General features: G+C 70.3%; 22 protein-coding genes and 1 other RNA gene. 10 read left to right on the top strand and 13 right to left on the bottom strand.

Annotated features, from left to right (window positions below; all coding sequences use genetic code 11):
* Positions 1 to 96 precede the first annotated feature (96 nt).
* From CSC65_RS06730 to CSC65_RS06720, 3 genes are all read left to right on the top strand, one after another.
* Positions 97 to 663: an adenylate kinase gene (locus CSC65_RS06730; protein WP_162409731.1), complete on the top strand. Its 567-nt coding sequence runs from the start codon at positions 97 to 99 to the stop codon at positions 661 to 663.
* Between the two features lie 142 nt (positions 664 to 805).
* Complete coding sequence (gene mpl, locus CSC65_RS06725; protein ID WP_162409729.1) at positions 806 to 2,203, top strand: UDP-N-acetylmuramate:L-alanyl-gamma-D-glutamyl-meso-diaminopimelate ligase; 1,398 nt, start codon at positions 806 to 808, stop codon at positions 2,201 to 2,203.
* Positions 2,204 to 2,259: 56 nt separating this feature from the next.
* Complete coding sequence (locus tag CSC65_RS06720) at positions 2,260 to 2,868, top strand: LON peptidase substrate-binding domain-containing protein (protein ID WP_162409727.1); 609 nt, start codon at positions 2,260 to 2,262, stop codon at positions 2,866 to 2,868.
* Here the strand turns inward: CSC65_RS06720 and CSC65_RS06715 are convergent.
* On the bottom strand, positions 2,777 to 4,879 hold the full coding sequence (locus tag CSC65_RS06715) for a bifunctional DedA family/phosphatase PAP2 family protein (RefSeq protein WP_162409725.1): 2,103 nt from the start codon (positions 4,877 to 4,879) through the stop codon (positions 2,777 to 2,779). The genes CSC65_RS06720 and CSC65_RS06715 overlap by 92 nt on opposite strands.
* Before the next feature lie 234 nt (positions 4,880 to 5,113).
* Here CSC65_RS06715 and CSC65_RS06710 point away from each other — a divergent pair, with 234 nt between their 5' ends.
* From CSC65_RS06710 to CSC65_RS06700, 3 genes are all read left to right on the top strand, one after another.
* The gene (locus CSC65_RS06710; RefSeq protein WP_162409723.1) at positions 5,114 to 5,932 is read left to right on the top strand and encodes an SDR family oxidoreductase; all 819 of its coding nucleotides are present in this window, start codon (positions 5,114 to 5,116) and stop codon (positions 5,930 to 5,932) included.
* A 303-nt stretch (positions 5,933 to 6,235) separates the two neighbouring features.
* Positions 6,236 to 6,673 carry a VOC family protein gene (locus CSC65_RS06705; RefSeq protein ID WP_162409721.1) on the top strand — a complete coding sequence of 146 codons (438 nt, stop codon included), beginning with the start codon at positions 6,236 to 6,238 and terminating at the stop codon, positions 6,671 to 6,673.
* 193 nt (positions 6,674 to 6,866) lie between these two features.
* Entirely contained in the window at positions 6,867 to 8,111 is a 1,245-nt protein-coding gene (locus CSC65_RS06700; RefSeq protein ID WP_162409719.1) for an acetylornithine transaminase, read from the top strand.
* Positions 8,112 to 8,229: 118 nt separating this feature from the next.
* On the opposite strand, the gene CSC65_RS06695 is transcribed toward CSC65_RS06700, so the two are convergent.
* The 3 genes from CSC65_RS06695 to thiE all read right to left on the bottom strand — a co-directional run bounded on the left by CSC65_RS06695 (position 8,230) and on the right by thiE (position 10,910).
* Positions 8,230 to 8,853: an HAD-IA family hydrolase gene (locus CSC65_RS06695; RefSeq protein ID WP_162409717.1), complete on the bottom strand. Its 624-nt coding sequence runs from the start codon at positions 8,851 to 8,853 to the stop codon at positions 8,230 to 8,232.
* A 46-nt stretch (positions 8,854 to 8,899) separates the two neighbouring features.
* On the bottom strand, positions 8,900 to 10,192 hold the full coding sequence (hemL, locus tag CSC65_RS06690) for a glutamate-1-semialdehyde 2,1-aminomutase (protein WP_162409715.1): 1,293 nt from the start codon (positions 10,190 to 10,192) through the stop codon (positions 8,900 to 8,902).
* Positions 10,193 to 10,280: 88 nt separating this feature from the next.
* Positions 10,281 to 10,910: a thiamine phosphate synthase gene (gene thiE / locus CSC65_RS06685; protein WP_425501317.1), complete on the bottom strand. Its 630-nt coding sequence runs from the start codon at positions 10,908 to 10,910 to the stop codon at positions 10,281 to 10,283.
* 159 nt (positions 10,911 to 11,069) lie between these two features.
* Here thiE and CSC65_RS06680 point away from each other — a divergent pair, with 159 nt between their 5' ends.
* Positions 11,070 to 11,258 (top strand): rubredoxin, encoded by a 189-nt coding sequence (locus CSC65_RS06680; RefSeq protein ID WP_162409710.1) that lies wholly within the window; start codon positions 11,070 to 11,072, stop codon positions 11,256 to 11,258.
* A gap of 15 nt (positions 11,259 to 11,273) precedes the next feature.
* Here CSC65_RS06680 and CSC65_RS06675 read toward each other — a convergent pair whose 3' ends face one another.
* From CSC65_RS06675 to CSC65_RS06635, 9 genes are all read right to left on the bottom strand, one after another.
* Entirely contained in the window at positions 11,274 to 12,131 is an 858-nt protein-coding gene (locus CSC65_RS06675; RefSeq protein ID WP_162409708.1) for a SirB1 family protein, read from the bottom strand.
* A gap of 77 nt (positions 12,132 to 12,208) precedes the next feature.
* Complete coding sequence (locus CSC65_RS06670) at positions 12,209 to 12,667, bottom strand: DUF192 domain-containing protein (protein WP_162409706.1); 459 nt, start codon at positions 12,665 to 12,667, stop codon at positions 12,209 to 12,211.
* Between the two features lie 58 nt (positions 12,668 to 12,725).
* Positions 12,726 to 13,373 carry a ribose-5-phosphate isomerase RpiA gene (gene rpiA / locus CSC65_RS06665; protein ID WP_162409704.1) on the bottom strand — a complete coding sequence of 216 codons (648 nt, stop codon included), beginning with the start codon at positions 13,371 to 13,373 and terminating at the stop codon, positions 12,726 to 12,728.
* A 42-nt stretch (positions 13,374 to 13,415) separates the two neighbouring features.
* Entirely contained in the window at positions 13,416 to 13,886 is a 471-nt protein-coding gene (locus CSC65_RS06660; protein ID WP_162409703.1) for an EVE domain-containing protein, read from the bottom strand.
* Positions 13,883 to 14,491, bottom strand: a complete 609-nt coding sequence (locus CSC65_RS06655) for a 5-formyltetrahydrofolate cyclo-ligase (RefSeq protein ID WP_162409701.1) — start codon at positions 14,489 to 14,491, stop codon at positions 13,883 to 13,885. Before CSC65_RS06655 ends, CSC65_RS06660 begins: the two co-directional genes overlap by 4 nt.
* A gap of 128 nt (positions 14,492 to 14,619) precedes the next feature.
* Positions 14,620 to 14,802, bottom strand: a non-coding RNA gene (ssrS, locus tag CSC65_RS06650) — 6S RNA.
* A gap of 115 nt (positions 14,803 to 14,917) precedes the next feature.
* Positions 14,918 to 15,223 carry a cell division protein ZapA gene (locus tag CSC65_RS06645; RefSeq protein WP_162409699.1) on the bottom strand — a complete coding sequence of 102 codons (306 nt, stop codon included), beginning with the start codon at positions 15,221 to 15,223 and terminating at the stop codon, positions 14,918 to 14,920.
* Complete coding sequence (locus CSC65_RS06640) at positions 15,220 to 15,444, bottom strand: TIGR02449 family protein (RefSeq protein WP_162409697.1); 225 nt, start codon at positions 15,442 to 15,444, stop codon at positions 15,220 to 15,222. The genes CSC65_RS06645 and CSC65_RS06640 overlap by 4 nt, the downstream gene beginning before the upstream one ends.
* 77 nt (positions 15,445 to 15,521) lie before the next feature.
* Positions 15,522 to 17,681: a putative bifunctional diguanylate cyclase/phosphodiesterase gene (locus tag CSC65_RS06635; protein ID WP_162409696.1), complete on the bottom strand. Its 2,160-nt coding sequence runs from the start codon at positions 17,679 to 17,681 to the stop codon at positions 15,522 to 15,524.
* Positions 17,682 to 17,865: 184 nt separating this feature from the next.
* On the opposite strand from CSC65_RS06635, the gene CSC65_RS06630 reads away from it, so the two are divergent.
* The 3 genes from CSC65_RS06630 to CSC65_RS06620 all read left to right on the top strand — a co-directional run bounded on the left by CSC65_RS06630 (position 17,866) and on the right by CSC65_RS06620 (position 20,384).
* On the top strand, positions 17,866 to 18,411 hold the full coding sequence (locus tag CSC65_RS06630) for a UPF0149 family protein (RefSeq protein ID WP_162409694.1): 546 nt from the start codon (positions 17,866 to 17,868) through the stop codon (positions 18,409 to 18,411).
* 1 nt (position 18,412) lies between these two features.
* On the top strand, positions 18,413 to 19,741 hold the full coding sequence (locus CSC65_RS06625; protein WP_162409692.1) for an aminopeptidase P N-terminal domain-containing protein: 1,329 nt from the start codon (positions 18,413 to 18,415) through the stop codon (positions 19,739 to 19,741).
* Positions 19,742 to 19,910: 169 nt separating this feature from the next.
* Positions 19,911 to 20,384, top strand: a complete 474-nt coding sequence (locus CSC65_RS06620) for a MarR family winged helix-turn-helix transcriptional regulator (protein ID WP_162409690.1) — start codon at positions 19,911 to 19,913, stop codon at positions 20,382 to 20,384.
* Positions 20,385 to 20,386: the final 2 nt, after the last annotated feature.

The raw sequence follows: 20,386 nt of genomic DNA, 5'->3' as shown, positions 1-20,386 counted from the left end.
CGGTAAGCTGCACTGGAATGGTGCGGTGCAATGCGGGCGCAGGACGAAAGTCTAGCGCCACCGGCCGCCACGGGACATTTCTTCTGGGAGCAATCGATGCGACTGGTACTACTGGGCCCGCCCGGTTCGGGCAAGGGAACGCAGGCGGCGCGCCTCAAGGAGACGCTCGGCGTCCCCCACATCTCCACCGGCGACCTGCTGCGCGCCGAAGTGGCCGCCGGCACCCCGCTGGGGCTGCAGGCCAAGGAAGTGATGGCACGCGGCGACCTCGTCTCCGACGAAATCCTGCTGGGCATGCTCGAATCGCGGCTGGGCCGCGACGACGTGGAGCGCGGCTTCATCCTCGACGGCTATCCGCGCAACCTGACCCAGGCCGGCGCGCTGGACGGGCTGCTGGCCAAGATCGGCCAGCCGCTGGACGCAGTGGTGCAGCTGGACGTGGCCACCGACCTGCTGGTCGAGCGCATCGCCGGCCGAGCGCAGGCCGAAGGTCGCGCCGACGACAATCCCGAATCGGTGCGCAAGCGCCTGCAGGTCTACAACGACTCGACCGCTCCGGTGATCGGCTTCTACGCGGACCGGGGCACGCTGACCGCGATCGACGGGGTCGGCAACATGGACGAGATCACCGCGCGCGTACTGGCGGCGTTGAAGAAGGCCTGACCGGCCGCGGTCGTACCCGGAAACGCGCGTCGCCTCGAGGTGGCGCGCGTTTTTCTTTGGCGGGGCGACGCGCGCGCCCGCCAATGGTGCGGATCGCGACGGCGGACACCCAAAATCGCGGCGCTTGGGCGACAATCGGCGCATGAGCAAGATCCATATCCTCGGCATCGCCGGAACCTTCATGGGCGGCGTGGCCGCGCTGGCACGCGAACAGGGCTTCACCGTCGAGGGTAGCGACCAGGCGGTATATCCGCCCATGTCGACCCAGCTGGAGAAGCTGGGCATCGGACTGCGGCAGGGCTACCTGGCCGGCAACATCTCCGCCGATGCGGACGAGGTCGTCATCGGCAATGCGCTGTCGCGTGGCAACCCGGCGGTGGAGCAGGTGCTGGACGACGGCCGGCGCTACACCTCCGGCGCTCAGTGGCTGGCCGAACGCGTGCTGCCCGGGCGCACCACGCTGGCGGTCGCCGGTACCCATGGAAAGACCACCACCACGACCATCCTGGCCTTCCTGCTGCAGGCGGCCGGTCGCGACCCGGGCTTCCTGATCGGCGGCGTGGCCGAGGATTTCGGCACGTCGGCGCGGCTGGGCAGCGGGCGCGAATTCGTGGTCGAGGCCGACGAGTACGACACCGCGTTCTTCGACAAGCGCAGCAAGTTCGTCCACTACCGGCCGACGGTGGCCATCCTCAACAACCTCGAATACGACCACGCCGACATCTTCCCGGACCTGGCCGCGATCCAGCGCCAGTTCCACCACCTCGTGCGCATCGTGCCGCGCGCCGGCCGGCTGGTCGTCAATGGCGAGGATGCGCACCTTGCGCAGGTGCTGGCGATGGGCTGCTGGACGCCGGTGGAAACCTTCGGCGTCGAAGGCGCGGCGGTGGCGGTTACGCGCGCCGAGGGTGGCGCCGGCTTCGACTGGAGCGCGCGACTGCTGCAGGCCGATGGCAGCGCTTTCGTGGTCGTGCATCGCGGGCAGGAGGTCGGCACGCTGCGCTGGCCGCTGGTCGGCCGGCACAACGTGATGAACGCGCTCGCCGCGCTGGCCGCGGCGCATGCGGTCGGCGTGGACGCCGCGCAGGTGATTCCCGCGCTGGCCGGTTTCCAGAGCGTGAAGCGGCGCCTGGAGGTGCTCGGCACGCAGGGCGGGGTCACCGTATACGACGATTTCGCCCATCACCCCACCGCGATCCGCACCACGCTCGAAGGCCTGCGGGCGCGGGTGGGCACGGCGCGGATCGTGGTGGCGATGGAGCCGCGCAGCAATTCGATGCGGCTGGGCGCACATGCCGAGGCGCTGGCGCCGTCGCTGGACCTCGCCGACGCGGTGGTGTTCCTGCACCGGCCCGAACTGGCCTGGGATGCCGGCCGCGTGGTCGCCGCGGTCAGGGGTGACGCGCGCACCGCGGCCGATACGGACGCGCTGCTCGAGGCGCTGCGCGGCACGGTGCAGCCGGGCGACCATGTGGTGTTCATGTCCAATGGCGGCTTCGATGGCGCGCCGCGACGCTTCGTGGCCCAGCTTGCGGAATGAACGGCGGGTGATGCGGCCATGACGCATCGCCACGCACCACGCGCTACCCTGATGCCATGCCCGTGACCGACAACGAAACGCTGCCGCTGTTCCCGCTGCATACGGTGCTGCTGCCGGGTGCGCCGCTGGGCCTGCGCGTGTTCGAGCGGCGCTACCTGGACCTGGTGGCCGAATGCGGCCGCAGCGGGCAGGGTTTCGGCATCTGCCTGATCCTCGAAGGCGAAGAGACCGGCGAGCCGGCCATTCCGGCGGCGTACGGCGTGGAAGCGCAGATCGAGGACTTCGGCAGCGACCGCAACGGCCTGCTGACCCTGCAGGTGCGCGGGTTGCGCCGCTTCCGCGTGGCCCGCACCCGCGTGCGCGACAACGGCCTGCTGGTCGGCGACGTCCAGTGGTGCGATGAGGCCGGCGTTGTGCCGTTGCAACCCCAGCACGCCGCGCTGGCGACCCTGCTGGCCGAGCTGCTGGACAAGGTCGGCGGCGAGTATCCCGACCTGGGGCATGCCACCGCCAACCTGCGCCAGCTCGAGGATGCGTCCTGGGTCGGCTGGCGGCTGGCCGAACTGCTTCCGGTTACCGACGAGCAGCGCCTGGCGCTGCTGCAGGAAGATGATCCGCACCGGCGCCTGGACCGGTTGCTGGAGTGGATGGACGAGGAGGCGTAGCGGGCGCCTGCGCGTCGAGGCCTTCGGTCATCACGCGCAGCACCGGCAGCTTGGAACCCGGGTGCGGCGCCACCGCGTGCGGCAGGTCGGCCAGCGAGGCGATGGCCTTGTCCAGCGCCGGATCGGCGCCGCGCTGCGGCCGCCAGGTCACGACCAGGCCGAGTTCGTGGTGGAAATGCAGGGTCTGCGCGGTGCCCACCCACAGCGGCACGTCGCCTGGCTGCAGCTGCACCGGCGTCGGCCACAGCCGCAGCACGTGGCGCACCTGCTGGCCGGGCACGTCGCGGATCATCAGCAAAGCTTCGGTGCGCGCATCCAGCGTCGCGGGAAGGACCGGGACTTCGTCCGGATCGCCGTCGGTGTCCAGCAGCGTCACCGCCTGCACCCAGCGCGCCTGGGGCTGCATCCGCCAGCCGTCGGCTTCAAGCCGCGCCTGCACCGGCGCCAGCGGGCCGGCGACCTGCACGTCCAGCGGCCAGCGCAGCTCGTCGTCGAATTCGTTGCGGCGTGCCGGCTGCAGCATCCATTCGTGGCTCCACCAGTCCTCCAGGTCCGCCAGGACCGGCAGCGCCGGCGGTGGCTCGAACTTGGCCAGCTTGGCTTCCACATTGCGCGGCGCGTACCACAGCGCGGCGGCGGCGAAGGAGCCGTAGAACACCCACGCCACCGGCTTGACCCAGAACGAGCGGTTGAAACGCCGGCGATAGGCGATGCCCAGCACCAGCAGCCAGACGATGCCCAGCAGCATCCCGCCGATCACGTCGCTGAGCCAGTGCGCGCCCAGGTACAGGCGCGCGAACCCGATGATCGCCACGGTCACGCCCGAGACCAGGTAGGGCCAGACCCGGTCGCGGCCCGGCAGCTCGCGCGCGATCAGCACCGCGAAGAAGCCGAACGCGATGGTCGCCATGGTCACCGCGATCGAAGGAAAGCCGAAGCCGCTGCTCGCGCCGGGCGGGCGCACCACGTCCACGGTGGTGCCCAGCAGCCAGGTCAGGGCCAGGCCGAACGCCAGCGCCGCCAGCCAGTGCGCCGCCGCCATCCAGCGCTGGCGCCAGATGAAGTACAGCAGCACCAGGGTGCAGGCCGGCGCCAGCACCGGCCAGTCGCCGAGCGAGGCCAGCGCGGCCATCGGATAGTCGGCCAGCGGATTGCGCAGGGCCAGCATCGCCTGGTGCACGGCCAGGTCCAGCGCCAGCGGTTCGCCATGGCCGACCACCACCAGCACCAGAGCGAACCACGCCCAGCCGATGGCCAGCAGCAGCACCGCCAGCAACGCCAGCGAGGTCGATTCGCGGTGTGCCGGATCGAAAACGGCAGCCGAATGCCGGCCCATCACCGGATGCCGGTGCGACCAGTCCAGTGCGCGGGCCAGCAGCGAATCGGCATGGTCGGCGAACCAGCGATAGGTGTAGAGCACCCAGGCCCAGGCCACGGCCAGGACCACCAGCAGCAGCCCGAGCACGATCACCAGGTGGCCGGCGACCGCGGCGATCGCGTCGTAGGCGCGGCCGAGTACCCAGCCCGGTGCCAGGAACAGCAGGCCCCAGGACAGGCAGGCCACGCCGCTGGCGAGGAAATAGCGGCGCAACGGCATGCGTGACATGCCGGCGATCGCCGGCACGAAGGGACGCACCGCCCCGACGTAGCGCGCGGCCAGGATGCTGGTGAAGGCGTTGCGCCGGAACAGGATCTCGCCGCGACCGAGCAGCTGCGGATAGCGGCGGAACGGCCACACGCCGTGCAGTTGCCCGCCCCAGCGCCGGCCGACCCAGTAGCTCAGGCCATCGCCGAGGAAGGCGCCCACGGTCGCGCAGGCCACCGCGTAGGGGCCATTGATTTCGCCCATGCCGATCAGCACGCCGACCGCGAACAGCAGCGGCAGCGCCGGCACGATCGCGCCCACCACGATGAGGGCGTCACAGAAGGCGATGGCGAAGATCACCGCACCGGCGAGGATGGGGTGGTTCCCGATCCACGCCAGAACAGCGTCCATCCACGAGGATTCCATGGCGCCGATTATAAGAGGCGGCAACCCGCGCCCGCCTTAAGCGCGGATGGCTGGACCGATCGCCAGCGGGCCGCGTTTGCGGTAGGCGCAGGGTGGGCCCCGGCGGGTCGCCCAGCCAGGGCGCGCGGACCGGCGCCTTGCCGATGGCATGCCCTGCGGCCGACGCCGGCCCCTGCCGGAACACCGTTCCGGGCGACAATGAAGGCAACCGCACTTCGTCCCGCAGGCACTCCGATGACCACCCTGGCCGGCAAGACCCTCTTCATCACCGGCGCCTCGCGCGGCATCGGCCTGGCGATCGCCCTGCGCGCGGCGCGCGACGGCGCCAACGTGGCCATCGCCTCCAAGTCCTCGGTGCCCAACCCGAAGCTGCCCGGCACCATCCACCAGGCGGCCGAAGCGGTGATCGCCGCCGGCGGCCAGGGCCTGGCGCTGAAATGCGACATCCGCGAGGAAGACCAGGTCAACGCGGCCGTCGCCGCCACGGTCGATGCGTTCGGCGGCATCGACATCCTGGTCAACAACGCCAGCGCGATCTGGCTGCGCGGCACGCTGGACACGCCGATGAAGCGCTTCGACCTGATGCAGCAGGTCAACGCGCGCGGCAGCTACCTGTGCGCGCGGGCCTGTCTTCCCTACCTGCTGCAGGCGCCCAATCCGCACATCCTTACCCTGGCGCCGCCGCCTTCGCTGGATCCGAAATGGTGGGGCCCGCACACCGGCTACACGCTGGCCAAGATGGGGATGAGCTTCGTCACCCTGGGCCTGGCCGCCGAATTCGGTCCGCAGGGCGTGGCGGTGAACGCGCTGTGGCCGCGCACGCTGATCGGTACCGATGCGCTGAACATGATCCCCGGGGTGAGCATCGCCAACGGACGCCGGCCGGAAATCATGGCCGACGCCGCGCGCGAAGTGCTGGTGCGCCCGGCGCGCGGTTTCACCGGACGATTCCTGATCGACGACGAAGTGCTGGCAGAAGCCGGCGTCACCGACCTGTCCGGGTATGCGGTGGACCCGTCGCAACCGCTGCTGCCGGATCTGTTCCTGGATTGAGCCTTTCCCGGCGCGAAGTGACGCTTCGACAGTTGTGGGTAGGAGCGGGCATGACCGCGACACCGACGCGCTCGCAACCACGACGGCGTGGCTTGAGAGAGCTTCGGATAAACGGGGCTTCAGCATCGCCGACTGCCTCGGTGTCGCGGTCATGCCCGCTCCTACAGAAGTGGGCGATGCGGACGGCGGACTCCAGGCCGCGACAGCCACGACTCGGCACTGGCGACACCGCGTGATCGCCGCATCGCCATGTCGGCGGGTGCGTCCTGCAAAATGGCGGCCTGACCCCACCGGAGCGCCACCATGAAGTACCTGCACGCGATGATCCGCGTCCATGACCTGGAAGCGACCGGCCGCTTCTTCACCGAAGGGCTGGGACTGCGGCAGACCCGGCGCATGGACAACGAGGCCGGTCGCTTCACCCTGGTCTATTTCGGTGCCCCGGAAAACCCCGAGGCCGAGGTGGAGCTGACGTACAACTGGCCGTCGGCCGATGGTTCCCCGGTCGAGGATTACGGCAGCGCCCGCAACTTCGGCCACCTGGCCTTCGAGGTCGACGACATCTACGCGCTCTGCGCGCACCTGCAGTCGCTGGGCGTGACCATCAACCGCCCACCGCGCGATGGCCGCATGGCCTTCGTGCGCACGCCCGACCTCATTTCGATCGAGCTGCTGCAGAAGGGCGCCGCGCTGCCGCCGGCTGAGCCGTGGACGTCGATGCCGAACACAGGCAGCTGGTGAGGCGCGCCTCCGGGGTTGCGTGGAGCGGGGCTCGCCCCGCTGCTCCCGGTCGGAAGCAGCCCGGACCCGTGAGGCAGCCGGGCAAGCCCGGCGCCATGGAGTGGCCGGTTGCCTTGCACTGCATGGCGCGCTGGGGAGCGATAATGGCCGCGCCGGCAGCCGTCGGCGCCCTCCACGGATCACCGCCATCACCATGAACGATACGACGCTGCCCGCCGGCGACACCGCCGCGCTGCTCGATCTCGGCCGCCACTACTACCTGCCCGTCTACCGCCCGCGCGAGCTGGTGCTGGAGCGAGGCCAGGGCGCGCGCCTGTGGGATAGCGAAGGTCGCGAGTACGTCGATTTCGCAGCCGGGATCGCCGTGTGCGGGCTGGGCCACAACGACCCGGACCTGCATGCGGCCCTGGTCGAGCAGGCCGGCAAGCTGTGGCACACCAGCAACATCTTCTACAGCGAGCCGCCGCTGCGCCTGGCCGAGGAGCTGGTCACCGCCAGCCGCTTCGCCGAGCGCGTGTTCCTGTGCAATTCCGGCGCCGAGGCCAACGAGGCGGCGATCAAGCTGGTGCGCAAGTGGGCCGCGTCGCAGGGCCGGCCGCCGCAGCAGCGGGTGATCGTCACCTTCCGCGGCAGTTTCCACGGGCGCACCCTGGCGGCGGTCACCGCCACCGCGCAGCCCAAGTACCAGGACGGCTACGAACCGCTGCCAGGCGGCTTCCGCTACGTCGATTTCAACGACATCACCCAGCTGGAAACGGCGATGGCCGCCGGCGACGTGGCCGCGGTGATGCTCGAGCCGGTGCAGGGCGAGGGCGGGGTGATGCCGGCCGCGTCCGGTTTCCTGCAGCAGGTGCGCGCGCTGTGCGACCACCACGGCGCGCTGCTGGTGCTGGACGAGATCCAGGCCGGGATGGGCCGTACCGGGACCCTGTTCGCGCACTGGCAGGATGGCGTGGTGCCGGACATCGTCACCCTGGCCAAGGCGCTGGGCGGCGGCTTCCCGATCGGCGCGATGCTGGCCGGGCCGAAGGTCGCCCAGGCCATGCAGTTCGGCGCGCACGGCACCACGTTCGGCGGCAACCCGCTGGCCGCGGCGGTGGCCCGGGTCGCGCTGCGCAAGATCGCCTCGGCGCAGGTCGCATCGAACGTGTCGCGGCAGTCGCAGGCGTTGCGCGAGGGTTTGCTGGCGATCGGTGCGGAGTTCGATCTCTTCGGGCAGGTGCGCGGTCGCGGCCTGATGCTCGGCGCGGTGCTCAAGCCCGCGTTCGCCGGGCGCGCCGGCGAAATCCTCGACCATGCCGCCGCTCATGGCCTGCTGTTGCTGCAGGCCGGCCCGGACGTGCTGCGCCTGGTGCCGGCGCTGAACATCACCGATGCGGACGTCGCCGAGGGCCTCACGCGGCTTCGGGCGGCCGTCGCCGCACTCGCCGGCCGCTGAGCGGCGGGCGACCAGGCGTCCGCGCGATCCTGGTCGACGAAAAGCCCGGGCCAGGATCGCCTGCGAGAGTGGCCGCGCCATCGCCTGCGTGGACCCGCGGCGGGCTGGGCCGGGAACGCTAGCCGGTCGGTAGGCCGAAGCGCGCCAGTACCCGGCGCATCGAGCGGGCATCGCGGACCGTGTCCGCATGCAGGCCGGCGCGGCGCGCGCCCTGCACGTTGACGAACAGGTCGTCGACGAACAGCGTCGATGCCGCGCGAGCGCCAAGCCGCTCGAGTGCCTGCGTGTAAACCGTAGCCTGCGGCTTGCGCCCGCCCAGCGTGCCACTGCACAGCACGCGGCCGTCGAGCGCGGGAAACAGTTCCGGGACGATGCGCGGGATCGCCTGCGCCATCAGCGGGCCGTTGTTGGTCAGGATCGCCACCGGGTACCGCCGGGCTACCGCCGCGACCATCGCCAGGATCCGCGGATCCGGCGCGCAGGCGGCGACGCGTGCGTCGATCCAGGCTGTTTCGTCGATGCGCGTGCCAACGCCTTCGCCGAGTTGGCGCAGGTAGGTTGCCGTGTCCAGCGCGCCGCTGTCGTAGGCGAGCTCGAGCCCCGAGGAGAACAGCACCTGCATGACCTGGGTTGCCGGACAGCCGGCGACCTGCGCAAGGTGCGCGCAGCGCAAGGCCCGTTCGTAGCGCGCGAGCACGCCGTCGAAATCGAGCAGCAGAAGTTCCAGGCGCGGCGCGATCATCGTGGAGGCGGATCGACGCGGTGCGAAACCCGCCGCGTCGTGGCGCTCAGGCCTTCCCGGCGACCTTGAAGGCCTCGCGCGCCGCTTCGACCGTGGCGGCGATCACCGCCTCGTCGTGCGCGCTCGACATGAAACCGGCCTCGTAGGCCGACGGTGCCAGGAACACGCCGCGCTCGAGCATGGCGTGGAAGAAGCGGTTGAACGCACCGATGTCGCACGCGGTGGCCTGCGCATAGGTCTCCACCTGCTGGTCGGTGAAGAACAGCCCGAACATCGCGCCGACGCGGGTGGTGGTCACCGCCACGCCGGCGTCGCGCGCGGCCGCTTCCAGGCCTTCGCACAGCGACGCGGTGGCCGCGGCCAGGCGCTCGTGGAAGCCCGGCGCCTGGATGAGTTCCAGCATCGCCAGGCCGGCGGCCATCGCCACCGGATTGCCGGACAGGGTGCCGGCCTGGTAGATCGGCCCGGCTGGTGCGATCTGCTGCATGAGGTCGCGGCGGCCGCCGTAGGCGCCCACCGGCATGCCGCCGCCGATGATCTTGCCGAAGGTGCTCAGGTCCGGGGTGATGCCGTAGTGCGCCTGGGCGCCGCCCAAGGCCACGCGGAAGCCGGTCATCACCTCGTCGAAGATCAGCAGCGTGCCGTGCTTCGTGCACAGCTCGCGCAGGTGTTTCAGGTAGCCTTCGCGCGGCGGGATGCAGTTGGCATTGCCGACCACCGGTTCGATGATCAGCGCGGCGATCTCGTGGCCGATCTCGTCGAACAGTTTCGTCGCGCCTTCGAAGTCGTTGTAACTCAGGGTGCTGGTCAGCTCGCTCAGCCCGGCTGGCACGCCGGGCGACGTCGGTACGCCGAGCGTGAGCATGCCGCTGCCCGCCTTGACCAGGAACGAGTCGCCGTGGCCGTGGTAGCAGCCCTCGAACTTGACGATGCGCTGGCGGCCGGTGGCGCCGCGCGCCAGGCGGATCGCCGAGAGCGTCGCTTCGGTGCCGGAGTTGACCATGCGCACCATTTCGCACGACGGCACCAGCCGGGTGATCGTCTCGGCCATCGTCACCTCGGCCGCGCATGGCGCGCCGAACGAAAGCCCGTCGCCGATCGCTTTCTGCACCGCGTCGCGCACCGCCGGGTGGTTGTGGCCGACGATCATCGGGCCCCACGAGCCGACGTAGTCGATGTAGCGGTTGCCGTCGACGTCGTACAGGTAGGCGCCATCGGCACGCTGCACGAAGAACGGTTCGCCGCCGACCGACTTGAACGCGCGCACCGGCGAGTTGACCCCGCCCGGCAGCAGCTGCTGTGCGCGTGCGAAGAGGGCGTGGGAGCGGTCATGGTTCATCGGGGGACTTCCTGCGTGCGAAAGGCGCCATTGTAGGAGCGGGCATGCCCGCGACACGACGATGTCGGCACGGCTGATGCCGCCGGGTTCAGGCGCCCGATGGATGCGGTGCGCGTTCGTGCGACGGAAAACAGCGGATATAGGCGCGGACGGCGGCCACTGGATCGGGGGCGTCGAATACCCCGCCGATCACCGCCAGCAGGTCCGCGCCGGCCGCCACCAGCGGCCCGGCGTTCTCCGGGCTGATGCCGCCGATGGCGACGCGCGCCACGCCCAGGCCGGCCGCATCGCGCAACAGCGCCGGCGAAGCCCGGCGCGTGGTCGCCTTGGTGGTGGTCGGGAAGAAGGCGCCGAAGGCGACGTAGCTGGCACCGGCTGCGACCGCGCGCCGGGCCAGTTCCAGCTCGTCGTAGCAGGAGGCGCCGAGGATCGCTTCGGGTCCGAGCACCGCGCGCGCGGTGGCGATATCCCCGTCGTCCTCGCCCAGGTGGACGCCCGCCGCGCCGATCGCCCTCGCGAGGGCGACGTCATCATTGACCAGCAGGGGCACGCCGGCCGGGGCGCACAAGGCCTGCAGCGCGGCGGCCTGTTCGCGCCTGAGTCCGGCACCGGCGGCCTTGTTGCGGTACTGCAGCCAGGCCACGCCTTCGCCCAGCAGTGGCGCCACCCGCGCCAGCAGCCGCGCGGTATCCGGTTCGTCCGGGGTGACCAGGTACAGGCCACATGGCCTGCGGATGCCTTCCGACGGTGCCGAGGGCGAGCCTTGCGGCGGATCGGCGGGGGGCGGCGGTGGGGGGGTTCGGGCCATGCGGGATTTCCGGGGCGGCGGCGGAGGTGGGACAATGCGCGCCCGCCTCGCCCGATCCCGCATTATCCGATGAACGCTGCCGACTCCGCCCCCTTTCGCAACTGGATGTGCGTCGTCTGCGGCTTCACCTACGACGAGGCCGAGGGCCTGCCCGAGGAAGGAATCGCGCCCGGGACGCGCTGGGAAGACATCCCGGAGACCTGGACCTGCCCCGACTGCGGCGTGACCAAGTCAGATTTCGAGATGGTGGAAGCCTAGTAGCGACCGCTGCACTCAGTGCAGCGGCGCGCGCGTGCCGGCCGCTTCGATCAGCCGCTCGCGGATCTGATCCACGTCGCTCGCTTCAGGGGCCAGCTCCAGGTAGCGGGCGAGGTCCTGGCGCGCACCCGGCAGGTAATCCAGTTCCAGGTAGGCCAGGCCACGGTCGCGCAGCGCCTCGGACTGTTCGGGGACCAGTTTCAGCACGCGGTCGGCGCAGCGCGCGGCGCGATCCCACTGTTGCGTCCCGGCGTACAGGCCGTGCAGGTTGCGCAGCACCCGGACCAGGATGGCCCGGTGCGGCGCGGGACTGAGGATCTGCAGCAGCACGCCATCGTCGGGCGTTTCGCCCAGGTGCGGCTTGGCCCGCTCGCGCAGTTCCTCCACCGCCAGTGGACGGCCGCCATTGAACGGATCCATTACCAGCAGGCCGCCGTCGACCGGCAGGCGGACCAGGAAATGGCCGGGGAACGACACGCCATCGAGCGGGATGCCGAGCCGGCGCGCGACTTCCATCTGCACCATCGCCAGCGAGATCGGGTTGCCCAGCCTGCGGTCCAGCACCTGGTTGAGGTAGCTGTTGCGCGGGTCGTAGTACTCGTCGTGGTTGCCGCTGTAGCCCAGTTCGTCGAACAGGTGGCGGTTGATCGCGGCCATCTTGAGCGGCTGCTGCTCGATCGCGGCCACTTCGGTGCGCAGGTGGTCGGCGTGGGCCTGGACCAGGGCTTCGTACGGTTGCGGGTCCAGTCCGGGATACTCGTCGCGGGCGATCAGCAGGGCCGTCGGCAGCAGCGGCAACGCGTCGTCATCGAGCGTGGCGAGCCTACTCCAGTCAAGGGCGTTCCAGTCAGGCAGGTGCGATTCGATCCCCATGCCGCAAGATTGGGGCCGGAAATGGCCACAATCAAGCCCTGCGCATCCTCGCTGTGGTCGCGCGGAGCCGCGCGGATTCAGCCGCCGGGCGCGGCGGGAACCCCTGGCCCCAGGCGCAGTTCGGCACCGTCTTCCAGCTTCAGCCGCGCGGCCTGGCCGGCGTTGAGCTCCAGCACGTAGCGCGCAGGGCCCCGGCTCGGATAGGGCGGGCAGCGGTCGCCGGCCGAACACGGCGGCACGTCGCGCTGCTGCGACACCAGCCGGCGTTCGCTGTCGAAGTAGAGGATGTCGAGCGGGAGCCGGGTGTTCTTCATCCAGTACGCCAGCGGTTCCTGGCGGTCGTGGATGAAGAGCATGCCGTGGTCGGCGGCCATCTCGTCGCGGAACATCAGGCCGCGCGCGCGCTCGGCGTCGTCGTCGGCGATCTCGACCTGGAAGCGTTCGCCACCCAGCTCCACCCAGGGCGTACCTGCCGAGGCGCAGGCGCTCAGGAGCAGCAGCAGGGGCGTGAGGGTCAGGCGCGCGAGACGGTGCATGGGTGGATTCCGGAAGCAGGGTTGGAGCGACAGAGCGGGCACGGGCCTGCGCAAGCGCCTACAGCACGCGGGGCGGCTCGCCGCCGACGATGACGACATCGGCCGGGCGGCGCGCGAAAAGGCCGACGCTGACCACGCCGGGAATCTGGTTGAGCTCGGTTTCCATGGCGACCGGGTCGGTGATCGACAGGTTGTGCACGTCGAGGATCCAGTTGCCGTTGTCGGTGACCACGCCATCGCGCCAGACCGGCTGGCCGCCGGTGAGGGCGAGGATGCGGCGCGCGACCAGGCTGCGCGCCATCGGCACCACTTCCACCGGCAGCGGGAAACGGCCCAGCACCGGCACCTGCTTGGCCGGGTCGACGATGCACACGAAGGTCTCGCTGGCCTCGGCGATGATCTTCTCGCGGGTCAGCGCGGCGCCGCCGCCCTTGATCAGGCGCTTGTGCGGGTCGCATTCGTCGGCGCCGTCCACATAGAGCTTGAGCGGGCCGGCGGCGTTGGCATCGAGCACCTCGATGCCCAGCGCTCTCAGCCGCGCGGTGCTCTGCTCGGAGCTGGAGACCGCGCCGGCGATGCGGTCGCGGATCCGGCCCAGCGCGTCGATGAAGTAGGCAACGGTGGAGCCGGTGCCGACGCCGACGATCATGCCGTCCTCGACGTAGTCGATGGCTTTCTCGCCAGCCAGGCGCTTTGCTTCGCTCATGGGTTCAGACCTTGCAGGAGTATGCGGATTCAGCGATCGCGGTCATTCCAGCGCCAGCAGCAGCTTCCACTGCGCGGCGGTGACCGGGAACACGGACAGGCGGCTGCCGCGCGAGGTCAGCGGGAAACCTTCGCCCAACCGGTCTGCGTGCTGCTTGATCTCTTCCAGCGGAATGGTCCGCTTGAGCTTGCGCTCGAATGCCACGTCGACCAGGAACCAGCGCGGCTGCTCGGGCGTCGCCTTGGGGTCGTGGTAGTGGGATTTGGGGTCGAACTGGGTCGCGTCCGGATAGGCGGCGCTTGCCACGCGCGCGACGCCGGCGATGCCGGGCACCTTGGCGTTGGAGTGGTAGAACAGGACGCCGTCGTCGACCTTCATCCCGTCGCGCATGAAGTTGCGCGCCTGGTAGTTGCGCACGCCGTTCCAGGGTTCGGTGCCCACGCGCTGCAGGTCGTCGATGGAAAAGGCGTCCGGTTCGGACTTCATCAGCCAGTAGCGCTTGCGTGCGGTCATGCGGGATCGGTCTCGGCGCGGGCGGTTCGGTCGTGCGGCAACACGGTGGCGGATTCGGTGCAGATCGCATCGGGAACCACGTCCCAGGGCGCGGCTTCCAGCTCCGGCACCTGCTGGACGGCGAACCCGGCGCCGACCAGCCAGGGCGGCGCGGCGCTGCCGTGGCGGAACGCGAAGCCGCGATCGTACCAGCCGCCTCCCATGCCCAGCCGCTGGCCACCGGCGTCGAAACCCACCAGCGGCATGACCGCAAGCGCCAGCGCCTGTGGCTCCAGCGCCGAAGACGGCGCCACATCCGGCTCTGGGATGCCGAACCGGTTGGTGACCAGCGGATCGCCGGCGCGCCACGGCGCGAAGCGCAGCCTGTCGCCATCCAGTACCGGCAGGCACCAGACCAGTCCCGGCGGCAGGCGCAGCTGCAGTACGTGCAGGCCGATTTCACCATCCATCGCCCAGTACCCGGCGACATATCCGCTCTGCGGGAAAAAGGGCAGGGCGAGGATGCGCCGCGCCAGCGATTCGGCGGCGGCGATGCGCGCGGCGGCGGGCAGTTCGCGGCGCAGCTGGCGCAGCTGGCGACGCAGCGTGTCGCGGTCCTGGGTCATCGGGACGTGTGTGGTCGTGTGGCGGAGAGGTGCATGATCGCGGACGCGCCGGTCCGCGCCAAGCCCGCGCGCGACGCGGCCGGGCCCGGAAAAAACAACGCCTCCCGGAGGAGGCGTTGTCGAATAAGGCATTCTCCACCATGCCGATGCGGCGAAACGACCTTGAACCCTGGGTTCAAGTGGGGAAGCTGGGAAACCATCGGGCTTTCCGCTGCAAGGCGGACATGCACACCCGGCGTCGTCGCATCCCCGGTGTCGTTTTTAAGGGACAAGGTGAATGTTTTGCCAGCTGTCGAACACGGCAGAGAACGCAGGTGAAGTATAGCGTTCCTTGGGCGACTGCCTAGCCCGTCCGTCGGTGCGTGCGAAGGAATCGGCAATCCACGGTTCAGCGTCGCAAGACGACGTCTATCGCATGCGGCGCATTCAGCCTGCGCTGGTGCCGAGCAGTCCATCCAGGCGACGGTTGAGCGTATCGAGCGTGCCCGCGAGTTCGCGTTGCTGCGCATCGCGTTCCTCGCGCAGCTGCTGTACTTCGTGCGCCAGGTTCAGTGCCGCGAGCACGGCGACGCGGTCCAGCGCGACCATGCGGTTGCTGCCGCGGACCTCGCGCATCCGCGCATCGAGCAGGCGGGCGGCGGCGACCAGTCCGTCGCGCTCGTCGCCACTGACGCCCACGGTGTATTCGCGGTCGAGGATGCGGACGCTGACCGGTTCGGCTTGGCTGCTCACGTGTGCTGCTCCAGCGATTTCAGCCGCGCGATCATTGCTTCCACGCGCGAGCGCGCCTGCTCGTTCTTGTTGAGCAGCTGGGCGCGCTCGGTGAACAGCTGCTCCTGCTGCTGGCGCAGGCTGCGGTTCTCGTCGGCCAGGCGCTGGCAACGCTCGGCCAGCGCCTCGACCCGCGTGGCGAGGGCGCGGAGCTGGGCGGTGGCGTCGGCGGAGGAATCCATGGCGGTCACGATAGGCAGCGCCCGCCGGAGCGGTCAAGCGGCGCGGGAAGTCGCCCGCGGATGCGTCCCGGGCCTGTTCAGGCCGGCTCGGCCATCGGCCGCGCCATGAACGCCATGCATTCATCGCGCTCCATGGCCGCGGCGATGTAGTGACCCTGGACCTCGTCGCAACCATGGTCGCGCAGGAACTGCAGCTGGCCGGCGGTCTCCACGCCCTCGGCGACCACGGTCAGCGACAGCGAGTGGCCCATCGCGATGACCGTGCTGGTGATGGCCTCGTCGTCCGGGTCGCGGGTCAGGTCGCCGACGAACTCCTGGTCGATCTTCAGCGTGGTCAGCGGCAGCCGCTTGAGATAGGCCAGCGAGGAGTAGCCGGTGCCGAAGTCGTCCACCGCCACGCCCACGCCCAGGATGCGGCAGGCGTGCAGCACGCTGGCGCTGCGGCCGACGTTGGCCATGATCGCGCTCTCGGTCAGCTCCAGCTCCAGCTGGCCCGAGGCCACGCCGGTCTCGGCCAGGATCCGCGCCAGGGTCGCGGCCAGGTCGCCGCGCAGCAGCTGGATCGGCGAGACGTTCACCGACATCCGCATCCCCTCCAGGCCGGCCTCGTGCCACTGGCGCAGGGTCGTGCACGCTTCCTTGAGCACCCATTCGCCGATCTCCAGGATCAGCCCGGTGTCTTCGGCCAGCGGGATGAACTGGTCCGGCGGGATCGAGCCGAACTCCGGGTTGCGCCAGCGCAGCAGCGCCTCGGCGCCGACCACCCGGCCTTCGTGCAGCGAATAGCGCGGCTGGTAGACCAGGGCCAGCTCTTCGCGCTCGACCACGCGGCGCAGCAGGCCAGTGAGGGTGGCGCGGCGGCGGGTCGCCTCGTCCATGCTGGCCGAGTAGACCTGCCAGGTGCGGCGACCGGCAGCCTTGGCCTGGTACATCGCGGTATCGGCGTGCTTGAGCAGCTCGGTCGGGACCTGGGCGTGGTCCGGGAACAGGCTGATCCCGATCGATGGCGACACGGTGATCTCATGGTGTTCGTCCAGCACCAGCGGCATGGCGAACGATTCGATCACCCTTTGCGCGACGTCCTCGGCCTCGCGCGGGGCGGCCAGCCCCTCCAGGACCACGGTGAATTCGTCGCCGCCCAGCCGGGCGACGGTGTGCTGCGGCCCCACCGCCTGCTGCACGCGTTCGGCCGCCGCGCGCAGGACGCGGTCGCCGGTGGCGTGGCCGAGCGAGTCGTTGACGTCCTTGAACCGGTCCAGGTCCAGGAACAGTACGGCGACATGCCCGCCTTCGCGGCGCGCCCGCACGATCGCCCGGGCCAGGCGCTCGGACAGCAGCGAGCGGTTGGGCAGGCTGGTCAGCGCGTCGTAGTTGGCCAGGTAGCGCAGCTCCTGCTCGGCACGCTTCTGTTCGGTGATGTCGCTGAGCACGACCACGTGGAAATTGACGTCGCCGGCGGCATCGGGAATGCCGTTGTGCTTGACGTGGCAGAGGATCTCCTCGCCGTCGCGGCGCGTCATCCAGACGTTGCCCTGCCAGTGCTGCCGGTTGAGGTCCTGGCGCAGGGTGCCGCCGCCCTCGCTGTGGTCGCTGTCGAGCATGGTGAACGGCCGGCCCAGCGCCTCCACGTCGCTGTACCCGGTGATCTGGGTGAAAGCCGGATTGACCGCGACGAAGTGCAGCTCGCGGTCCAGCACCGCCACCGCCTCGCTCATGCTGCGCAGCACCTCGCTGGCGATGCGGCGTTCGGCTTCGGCATGGCGATTGGCCGTGGTGTCGCGCGCGGTGCCGGCGAGGCGGCGGGTGCGCCCGCGCGCATCGCGCAGGACGGTGCGGCCGTGGATCCGGACCCACACCCAGTTGCCGTCGCCGTCCGGGTCGACCCGGTGCTCGGAGGTGAACAGCGGCTCGCGGCCCCGCAGGTGCGCACGCAGGCGCCGGCGCAGGGTGGCCCGGTCGTGTGGATGCACCAGTGGCAGCGAGACCCGGCGGCTGCTCACCGCCAGGCCCTTGCCCAGGTCCGGTTCGGATTCGTCGGCATGCAGCAGGTGCAACTCGCGCCGGTCCAGGTCGAAGTCCCAGAACTGCTCGCCCGAACCCCACAAGGCCACGGTCAGGTGCTCCTCGCGGGCCTGCAGTGCCTCGTGCTGCTTCATGTGGCTGTTGCGCCAGCGCCAGAGCAGGACCAGCACCGCGAGCATCAGCCCGGCGGCCAGGGCCATCAGAGCGGCAGTCATGGACGACCCATCCGGATGGGTCCTGTCTGGCGGTATCGCGCAGCGACGTCGGACGGCATGGGATGGCGGGCGGTGGGATGGGTGATCTTCACGAGTGTAGGCATGGCCGGGGAACGGCGACAAGCGGCACGGCCGGAGCGGTTGCTACACTTCGCCCGATCATCCATCGCGATCACGGTTCCGCATGCCCGATTTCCCCGCCCCCGACGAGGTCGCCGAAGCCAGCCGCACGCTGGGCCTGGGCGCCACTGTTCCGGAGCTGCACGGCTCGCTGTGCGGTTGGCTGGCGGGAGGTGGCGAGGACACCGCGGCGTGGCCGGCGCGCGTGCTGGCCGATGCCGGCGTGGCCACGCCGGCACCCGGCAGTGCCCTGGACCGCCTGCGCAAGGCGACGGCCGCCCAGCTTGGCGATGGCGAGTTCACCTTCCAGCTCCTGCTCGGCGCGGACGACATGCCGCTGCGGGAGCGCGCGCAGGGCCTGTTCGACTGGTGTCGCAGCTTCCTTGGCGGCTTCGGCCTGGCCGCCGGCGCGCAGCCGCCGCTGTCGGAGGAAGGCGCGGAGGCATTGCAGGACCTGGCGCGCCTGGCAGGCGCCAGCGTGGAAGACATCGATGAGGACGACGAGGACGAGGACGCGCTCTCCGAACTGGAAGAGTTCGTCCGCGTCGCCGTCCTGCTGCTGCATGGGGACTGCGTGCTTGGACCGCGCCATCGCCGCAGCCTGAACTGACATGCAGCGTTCGCTGACCGACATTTCCGCGACCGAGTTCGCGCGCCGGCGCCGCCAGCTCATGCGCATGGCCGGCGACGACGCGATCCTGGTGTTGCCGGCCGCGCCGGTGCGGGTGCGCAGCCACGACACCCATTATCCGTACCGGCAGGATTCGGACTTCTGGTACCTGTGCGGCTTCCCCGAGCCGGACGCGGTGCTGGTGCTGGTCCCCGGGCGCAAGCACGGCGAGGCCCTGCTGTTCTGTCGCGAGCGCGACCCCGAGCGCGAGGGCTGGGATGGCGCCCGCGCCGGCCAGGAAGGCGCGGTCGAGGCGTTCGGCATGGACGATGCCTACCCGATCGACGACCTCGACGAGATCCTGCCCGGGCTGCTGGAAGGGCGCTCGCGGGTTTACTACCACTTCGGTCGCGACGCCGATTTCGACCTCAAGCTGATCGGCTGGCTCAACCGGGTCCGTGCCCAGGTGCGGCACGGCGCGCAGCCGCCGCACGAATTCCTCGAGCTTGGGCACCTGCTGCACGAGCAGCGCCTGTTCAAGTCCAGGGACGAGATCCGGCTGATGGACAAGGCCGCGGCGATCAGCATGCGTGCGCACGAAGCGGCGATGCGCGCGGCGCGGCCGGGCATCCACGAGTACGAACTGCAGGCCGAGGTCGAGCGCGTGTTCCGCGCCGCCGACGCCTGCCCGGCCTACAACAGCATCGTCGGCGCTGGCGCCAATGGCTGCGTGCTGCATTACGTGGCCAACAATGCCCGCGCCGCGGACGGCGAGCTGGTGCTGATCGACGCCGGTGCCGAATACCGCAACTACGCCGCCGACATCACCCGCACCTTCCCGGTCAACGGCCGCTTCTCGAAGGAGCAGCGCGCGCTGCACGACCTGGTCGGCGCGGCGCAGGCCGCGGCGCTGGCCTGCGCGCGGCCCGGCGTCGCCTGGTCGGCGATCCACGACGCGGCGGTGGAGGTCCTGACCGAAGGCCTGCTGCGGCTGGGGCTGCTCAAGGGTGGCCTCCAGAAGAACATCGCCGAAGGGCACTACAAGCGCTTCTACCGGCACAAGAGCGGGCACTGGCTGGGGCTGGACGTGCATGACGTGGGCGATTACCGGATTGACGGCGAGTCGCGCCAGCTCGAGCCCGGCATGGTCTTCACCATCGAGCCGGGCCTGTATGTGGCCGCGGACGACACGTCGGTGCATGCGAAGTGGCGGGGTATCGGCATCCGCACCGAGGACGACGTCCTGGTCACCGGCGAAGGCCATCGCGTGCTGACCGGCGCACTGGCGCGTTCGGCCGAGGAAATCGAAGCGTTCATGGCGGCGAAGTAGGCGCCGCGCAGGACGGCCGATCGCGGGTTTCCATCCAGAAGGAGTGCCAGGCGCTTGGGGCGCGGTCGATCCGTGGCCGGGTGGCGCGGGACCGTCCACCCCTCCGCCGGATGAACGACCAGCGGCCCGCCTTGAAATACCTGCCTAGGCATCTATATCCTATGCACCCATGCCTGCCAAGACAGACCCCCGCGAGAGCCTCGGCTACCAGGTCGCCGACCTGCACCGCCTGTTCGGCCGCGTGTTCGATCGCCGCGTCGCGCACCTCGAGCTGACCCGCGTGCAGTGGCGCGCGCTCAAGCATCTGGGCCACGCCGAGGGCGTCACCCAGGTAGAGCTGGCCGACCGGCTCGACATGGAGCCGATCGCGCTGGGCCGGGTCATCGACCGGCTGCAGAAGGCCGGTTTCGTCGAACGGCGCGCCGATCCGGCCGATCGCCGGGTCTGGCGCCTGTATCTGCTGCCGCAGTCGGCGCAGGTGATGGGCCCGGTGGAAACCGTGGCCCATGCACTGCGCAAGGAGGCGATGGCCGGCATCTCCACCGAAGAACTGGCGAACACGCTGTCGGTACTCGATCGCGTGCGCGAAAACCTCACCCGGCTCGACCGCGAAGACCGCGGCGAACCTTCTCCCAAGAGCTGAAC

The organism is Pseudoxanthomonas daejeonensis (genome assembly GCF_010093205.1).
GTDB lineage: Bacteria > Pseudomonadota > Gammaproteobacteria > Xanthomonadales > Xanthomonadaceae > Pseudoxanthomonas > Pseudoxanthomonas daejeonensis.
This window is presented reverse-complemented; position numbering and strand designations above follow the sequence as displayed.